The sequence below is a fragment of the Streptomyces phytophilus genome (assembly GCF_013870535.1).
In the GTDB taxonomy this organism is placed as follows: domain Bacteria; phylum Actinomycetota; class Actinomycetes; order Streptomycetales; family Streptomycetaceae; genus Streptomyces; species Streptomyces phytophilus.
Genome location: NZ_JACBXC010000266.1, coordinates 1 through 6,107, shown reverse-complemented (window position 1 = coordinate 6,107; position 6,107 = coordinate 1). Strand labels below are relative to the sequence as shown.

Here is a 6,107-nt window from a genome sequence, read left to right as displayed (position 1 = left end):
TTCCGCAGCCGGCCGTCGCGGCGGAACCGGAACCGGGAGCCCTCCATGGGCGGGATGGGAGCGAGCGGGCCGAGGAGGTCGCGCTGCTTGAGCCAGGCCCAGTGCGGGCCGCGGTAGTAGAGGGCGTGCGGGCCCTCGTTGGTGCGGTAGGGCGCGTCGGCCGTACGGGCGCGCCCCCCGAGGCTGTTGTGCGCTTCGTACAGCGTGACCCGGGCGCCGGCCTCGGCGGCGGTGATGGCGGCGGCGAGCCCGGCCAGCCCGCCGCCGATAACGGAGATCCGTCGCATGATGGTGCTCCTCACCTGCGATATTGCCGTTCTGATCACAAGACGAAGGCGAGGGTCCGGAACGTGACATCGGGCCCGCTGTCAGTGCTGTACGTCACGATGGGCGCATGACCAGGCGGAAGACGACCAAGGCGCCGCGCCGGCCGGCGGTGCGGCTCCCGGCGGCGCTGGGGCGGTACGGGGCGGCGGAGCTGGAGCCCGACGGGGACTACGACTCGCTGGAGTTCTCCGGGCTCGACCTGACCGGGGCGGACGGCGCGGGCGCCCGCTTCATGGACTGCGCGCTGCGCCGCTGCGTGCTGGACGAGGCGCGGCTGCCGGGCGCCCGGCTGATCGACTCGGTGCTGGAGGAGGTCCGCGGCGCGGGCACGGACCTCGCGGGGGCGACGCTGCGGGACGTGGAGCTTACGGACACCCGGCTGGGCGGCGTGCAGCTGCACGGGGCGACGCTGGAGCGGGTGGTGGTGCGCGGCGGCAAGGCGGACTTCCTGAACCTGCGGGGGGCCCGGCTGACGGACGTCGTGTTCGAGGACTGCGTGCTGGTGGACCCGGACTTCGGCAACGCCCGCCTGGAGCGTGTCGCGTTCGAGGGCGCGACGATCCACCGCGCGGACCTCTCCGGCGCCCGCCTCACGGACGTCGACCTGCGCGGCGCGACGGAGCTGACCCTCGAACGCGGCGTGGACCGCCTGGCCGGCGCAGTCATCACCCCGGAGCAGCTCCTCGCCCTGGCCCCGGCCTTCGCGGCACAGGTGGGGGTGGAGGTCCGGTCGCCGGAGTGACCTGCAGAAACGTATCTGAACACCCGTTCGGGTGAAGCTGCGTCGGAATCTTGTCCCGCCGACTCGCTTACGCTGGGAGCGTCCTTCTTCGAAGGAGGTCACCATGGCATTGACTATCCCTGAGCGCGAGGTGCTCGTGCCTGCAAACGACCCGGTCGAGGACGCCTTCTTCGCGGCAAGCGCGGCTGTCCCCAGGGGATGGCGCGTGGAACTGATCGAAGGGCAAATCCACGTGACGCCTCCGGCCAACGGTGAGCACGAAGAGATCGTCGGCAACTTGAACGACCAGGTCTATGAACATGACAAAAGCCTCATGCGGTATACCGGAATCGGCTTGGAGCTCCCCGGTGCCGCAGGGCTGGACAGGGTGATTCCCGACGTGGTGGTGGCTCCGAAGGGCAGCTACCGGGACGAGCTCGAATGGCACGACCCCGCCCCGGCCCTGCTCGTCGCGGAGGTCACCTCTCCGTCCACGGGCGGCAACGACCGCGAGAAGAAGTTGCGCGGTTACGCGCGCGCGGAGATTCCGGTCTACGTGCTCGTCGACCGCGAAGCGGGTACCACCGCCGTATACAGCGAACCCCAGGACGGGAAGTACGGCCGCAGCGTGCAGGTGCGGCTGGGCCAGAAGGTCATGCTCCCCAAGCCGTTCGACTTCGAGCTGGACACTGCCGAGTTCTGACCGGATCCGCACAGCGGCCCGCCGTGCCTTCGCGCGGCGGGCCACTGTGCGTAGAGGGGTGTCCTGTGGACCTCCGCAGGGTCAGACGGTGACGCCGAAGTCCTGGGCGATGCCCGCCAGGCCCGAGGCGTAGCCCTGGCCCACCGCGCGGAACTTCCACTCCGCGCCGTTGCGGTACAGCTCGCCGAAGACCATCGCGGTCTCCGTCGCGGCGTCCTCGGAGAGGTCGTAGCGGGCGATCTCCGTGCCCCCGGCCTGGTTCACGACGCGGATGAACGCGTTGCGCACCTGGCCGAAGCTCTGGCTGCGGGTCTCGGCGTCGTAGATCGAGACCGGGAAGACGATCTTGTCGATCTCCGCCGGCAGGCCGGCGAGGTTGACGTTGATCTGCTCGTCGTCGCCCGCGCCCTCACCGGTGACGTTGTCACCGGTGTGCACGATCGTCTGGTCCGGCGACTGCCGGTTGTTGAAGAAGATGAAGTGCTGGTCGGAGAAGACCCTGCCTTCGGCGTTCACCGCGATGGCGCTCGCGTCGAGGTCGAAGTCCACCCCCGTCGTGGTGCGGACGTCCCAGCCGAGTCCGACTGTGACGGCGGTCAGCCCGGGGGCTTCCTTGGTGAGCGATACGTTGCCGCCCTTGGACAGGCTTACGGGCATGGGGAGTCCCCTCCTGGTTCTGGCTCCATGTGCCGGAGCCTCGTCTACGGACCACAACGCGGGTGTGCCCTACCCGGTTCCACGCACCGTACGCCCTCCGCTCCCCGGCCACTTCCGGGTGGCGCAAACGACGTGACAGCTCGAACATCCACGCGGGATCATGGGAGACATGTCCGGTCCCTACCGCATCCGCGGCTCGGTCGCCCTCCCGGAGGCCGAGCTGCTGTGGCGTTTCTCCCGTTCCTCGGGGCCGGGCGGCCAGCACGTGAACACGAGCGACACCCAGGCGGAGGTCCGCTTCGACCTCGCGGGTACGCAGTCGCTGCCGCCGGTGTGGAAGGAGCGGGCCCTGGCGCGGCTCGCGGACCGGCTCGTCGACGGGCACGTCGTGGTGCGGGCGAGCGAGCACCGTTCGCAGTGGCGCAACCGCGAGACCGCGGCCGTACGGCTCGCCGCGCTGCTCGCGGAGGCCACGGCGCCGCCGCCTGCGCCGCGGCGGAAGCGGAAGGTCCCGCGGGGTGTGAATGAGCGCAGGCTGCGGGAGAAGAAGCAGCGGTCCGACGTCAAGCGCGGGCGCACGGGCCGCGGCTGGGGCCAGTAGCCGCCACCCCCGCTGGCAGCAGGCAGCAGGCACCAGCCGTCCGCCGTCGGACGACTCCGTCCCGTTGCCGGCGCGAAGGTGCGAACCCTCACCCCAGCGTCCGGTAGCGCCCCCGGAAGTACGTCAGCGGCTTCCCGTCCGAGCTGGGCTGCGCCGCGCTCAGCACCCGCCCGATCACCAGCGTGTGGTCGCCCGCGACCACCCGCTGCTCCGTCCGGCACTCCACCGTCGCCAGCGCCCCGCCCACCAGCGCGCACCCTGTCACCTCGCCGCGCGTGTACGGGATGTCGTCGAACAGCAGCCGGTCGCTGATCCGCCCCTTCATCGCGAACCGCCCGGCGATGTGCCGCTGGCTCTCGGAGAGCACCGACGCCGCCCACTCCTCGCGGTCCGTCAGCAGTTCGTCCATGCGGGAGCCGTTGCGGACGCTGACCATGACCAGCGGCGGGTCCAGGGACACCGACAGGAACGCGGTCGCCGTCATGCCCACGTCCTCGCCGTCCAGGCCGGGGTCCGGGTCGTACGCCGTGACCAGCACCACGCCCGCCGCCAGCCGGCTCATGGCCTCCCGGAACTGCTCCTCGCTCACACCGACAGGATGGTCCACCGTTCGCGTCTCATGCAGCACGCCTCGAACCGTAACCGGGCGGGCGGGCCCCGGGCATCGGGCCGGGGACCGAGCGGAGTCCTAGGTCCACGTCCCGCCCCACCTGGCGCGGGAGCCGACGGGAAGATCACCTGCCCCACCCGGCGCGAGGCTCCCGCCGGGCGGCGCGCGACTCCTGGTCGCACGCCGGTTAACACCTCCCCACCCTGTGACTTGAGTCACAGAGGGCATCCAATGTTGACCCTGTGTACCCGCCGTAGAGCTGCCTGTGATTCAGTGGCCGTGTCGTTGGTGAAATTCCACGCGGGGGTCTTCCGCCGAGGTCGGGGCGAGACGGGAGGGCAGGTATGGAGACGGAGGCAGAGCCTTACGTAAGGCTGGCGAGCCTGCGCCGGCTGCACCAGGTCCTCGCGGACCTCAATCAGACGCGCAGCCTCGCCGACACGCTCCAGAGCGTCGCGGACGGACTCGTCGCCCTCGGGTACGAGGTGTCCGCGGTGAACCTCGTCCGGCCCGACGGCGACCTCGTCGTCGCCGCCGTCGGCGGCGATCCCACCGCCGAGGCGATCATGGCGGGCCGGGTCGGCCCGCGCGGCGCGTGGGAGCGCCGGCTCCACATGGGCGTCGAGTGGGGCGAGCTGCGGTACATACCCCACAGCGAAGGCTGGGTGCTCGACGACGACGAGGTGCCGCAGACGCACCCGGTCGTCCCGCCGCCCTCCGCGCCCGGTGACTGGGTCACCGGCGACCGGCTCTTCGCCCCGATCTACGACGCCGGCCGCGAGCTGCTCGGCGTCCTGTCCGTCGACAAGCCGGCCAACGGCCGGGTGCCGACCCCCTGGGGGCGCGAGGCCCTGCAGATGTACGCCTCGCAGGCCGCCATAGCGATCACCAACGCCCGGCTGCGGGCCAACATGCAGCGCGCGCTGGTGCGCCTGGAGCGCGAGCAGCAGGCGCTGCGCGCCAGCGAGGAGAGCTTCCGCCAGGCGTTCGAGTACGCGCCCAGCGGCATGGCCGTCGCCGAGATGGGCGGCGACGACCACGGGCGGCTGATCCGTACGAACGACGCGCTGTGCCGGCTCCTGGGCCGCCAGCCCTCCAGCCTGCGCCGGCTGTCGTTCTCCGACCTCGTCCACCCCGAGGACGTCGGCACCCTGCTGCGCACCTTCGCCGAGGGCGGCAAGGCCGAACTGCGCCTCGCCCGCCGCGACAGCACGTACGTGTGGGTGAACCTGCGCAACTCGGTGGTCGCCGACGCCGCCGACGGGCCGCGCTACCTCCTCACCCACGTCGAGGACATCGAGGAGCGCAAGCGCCACGAGGCGCAGCTCGCGCACCGCGCCAGCCACGACTCGCTCACCGGCCTGCCCAACGCCGCCGAGCTGCGCGCCCGCCTCACCGCCCGGCTCTGCGACCGGCCCCCGGAGCTGTACACGGGCGCCGTCAGCCACTCCGCCGCCGGGCTGCCGGGGCCCCGCGGCCGCGCCATCGTCGGCGCGGGGGCGGCCCCCGGCGAGGTCGACAGCAACGGGCACGGCTTCGGGACCGACGGCGCCGAGGAGCACTGGGCGGGCCCCGGTCCGTACGAGCACCATGTGCACGCGATGGTCCCCGAGGGCGGCGGCGGGGAGTCGGCGGGCAAGGGGCTCGCGGTGCTCTTCTGCGACCTCGACGGCTTCAAGTCCATCAACGACCGCTTCGGGCACAACACCGGCGACGCCGTGCTCATCGCCGTCGCGCAGCGGCTGACCCACGCGGTCCGCGACGGCGACACCGTCGCGCGGCTCGGCGGCGACGAGTTCGTGGTACTGGCCGACGGCCTGACGCCCGGCGGCGCCGAGGACCTCGCGGTGCGGCTGCGGAACGCGATCATCCCGCCGATCAGGGTCGACGGCCGGGGGGTGCGCGTCGGCGCGAGCATCGGCACCGGCTGGGCGATGTGCGGGATGTCGACAGAGGAGATCCTCAGCTCGGCGGACCAGCTCATGTACCGCGAGAAGCGGGCGCGCTCGCAGGGCCGCTCGCACCGCCGGGCAGGGTAGTGGCGCGGGTACGGGCCGGGGGCGCCGCCGTCCCGCGGCCGCGGGTTGTCCACAGGCGGCCGTCGTGGCTTCGTCCACAGTCGACCGAAGGAACGCTCGGGCACTGCTCCGGACGGGGTAGGCTCGCCCCCTGGCCGGCGGCTCGCCGGCCGGGACGCAACGCCCACCAGGGAGTGAGAGGGAGATGACGGCCGGCAACCACGGTGCGGGCACACCGCCCGAGGACGACGACCCCTTCGCCCACCTGTACCGCCCCGAGGGCGGTGCCGCGCCGGTGCCCGGCCCGGGCGAGGGCACGGCCCCCGCGCCGGGTGTGCCGCGCACGTCGTACACCCAGGTCAGGGCCGTCGGCGAGCGGACGTACGGCGGCCAGCAGGCCGCGCAGCAGGTGCCGCAGCAGCAGGCGTATCCGTACGGCCAGTCGAGCCCCAGCCCGCACTACGCGGCGC

The 6,107-nt window shown here is 72.4% G+C and carries 7 protein-coding genes and 1 pseudogene; 5 read left to right on the top strand and 3 right to left on the bottom strand.

Annotated elements, in window-relative coordinates:
• On the bottom strand, window positions 1-287 hold a 287-nt coding region (locus H5J30_RS14370), incomplete at its 3' end, for an FAD-dependent oxidoreductase (protein ID WP_181787827.1).
• 107 nt (window positions 288-394) lie between these two features.
• On the opposite strand from H5J30_RS14370, the gene H5J30_RS14365 reads away from it, so the two are divergent.
• Window positions 395-1,069 (top strand): pentapeptide repeat-containing protein, encoded by a 675-nt coding sequence (locus tag H5J30_RS14365; RefSeq protein WP_181787826.1) that lies wholly within the window; start codon window positions 395-397, stop codon window positions 1,067-1,069.
• A gap of 103 nt (window positions 1,070-1,172) precedes the next feature.
• Window positions 1,173-1,751 carry a Uma2 family endonuclease gene (locus H5J30_RS14360; protein ID WP_181787825.1) on the top strand — a complete coding sequence of 193 codons (579 nt, stop codon included), beginning with the start codon at window positions 1,173-1,175 and terminating at the stop codon, window positions 1,749-1,751.
• Between the two features lie 81 nt (window positions 1,752-1,832).
• Here H5J30_RS14360 and H5J30_RS14355 read toward each other — a convergent pair whose 3' ends face one another.
• A complete protein-coding gene (locus tag H5J30_RS14355) occupies window positions 1,833-2,408 on the bottom strand; it encodes a TerD family protein (protein WP_181787824.1) in 576 nt (191 codons plus the stop codon).
• 169 nt (window positions 2,409-2,577) lie between these two features.
• On the opposite strand from H5J30_RS14355, the gene arfB reads away from it, so the two are divergent.
• A complete protein-coding gene (arfB, locus tag H5J30_RS14350; RefSeq protein WP_181787823.1) occupies window positions 2,578-3,009 on the top strand; it encodes an alternative ribosome rescue aminoacyl-tRNA hydrolase ArfB in 432 nt (143 codons plus the stop codon).
• Window positions 3,010-3,097: 88 nt separating this feature from the next.
• Here the strand turns inward: arfB and H5J30_RS14345 are convergent, their stop codons facing one another.
• On the bottom strand, window positions 3,098-3,598 hold the full coding sequence (locus H5J30_RS14345; protein ID WP_374100981.1) for a flavin reductase family protein: 501 nt from the start codon (window positions 3,596-3,598) through the stop codon (window positions 3,098-3,100).
• 365 nt (window positions 3,599-3,963) lie between these two features.
• Here H5J30_RS14345 and cdgB point away from each other — a divergent pair, with 365 nt between their 5' ends.
• Complete coding sequence (gene cdgB / locus H5J30_RS14340; RefSeq protein WP_181787822.1) at window positions 3,964-5,658, top strand: diguanylate cyclase CdgB; 1,695 nt, start codon at window positions 3,964-3,966, stop codon at window positions 5,656-5,658.
• 184 nt (window positions 5,659-5,842) lie between these two features.
• Window positions 5,843-6,107 (top strand): annotated as a pseudogene (locus H5J30_RS14335) (CBM35 domain-containing protein); the annotation flags it as partial.

Bases quoted from the DNA above. Each gene is read 5' to 3' on its own strand.
- H5J30_RS14365 (WP_181787826.1), top strand. From the start codon at position 395: ATGACCAGGCGGAAGACGACCAAGGCGCCGCGCCGGCCGGCGGTGCGG.
- H5J30_RS14360 (WP_181787825.1), top strand. From the start codon at position 1,173: ATGGCATTGACTATCCCTGAGCGCGAGGTGCTCGTGCCTGCAAACGAC.
- H5J30_RS14355 (WP_181787824.1), bottom strand. From the start codon at position 2,408: ATGCCCGTAAGCCTGTCCAAGGGCGGCAACGTATCGCTCACCAAGGAA.
- arfB (WP_181787823.1), top strand. From the start codon at position 2,578: ATGTCCGGTCCCTACCGCATCCGCGGCTCGGTCGCCCTCCCGGAGGCC.
- cdgB (WP_181787822.1), top strand. From the start codon at position 3,964: ATGGAGACGGAGGCAGAGCCTTACGTAAGGCTGGCGAGCCTGCGCCGG.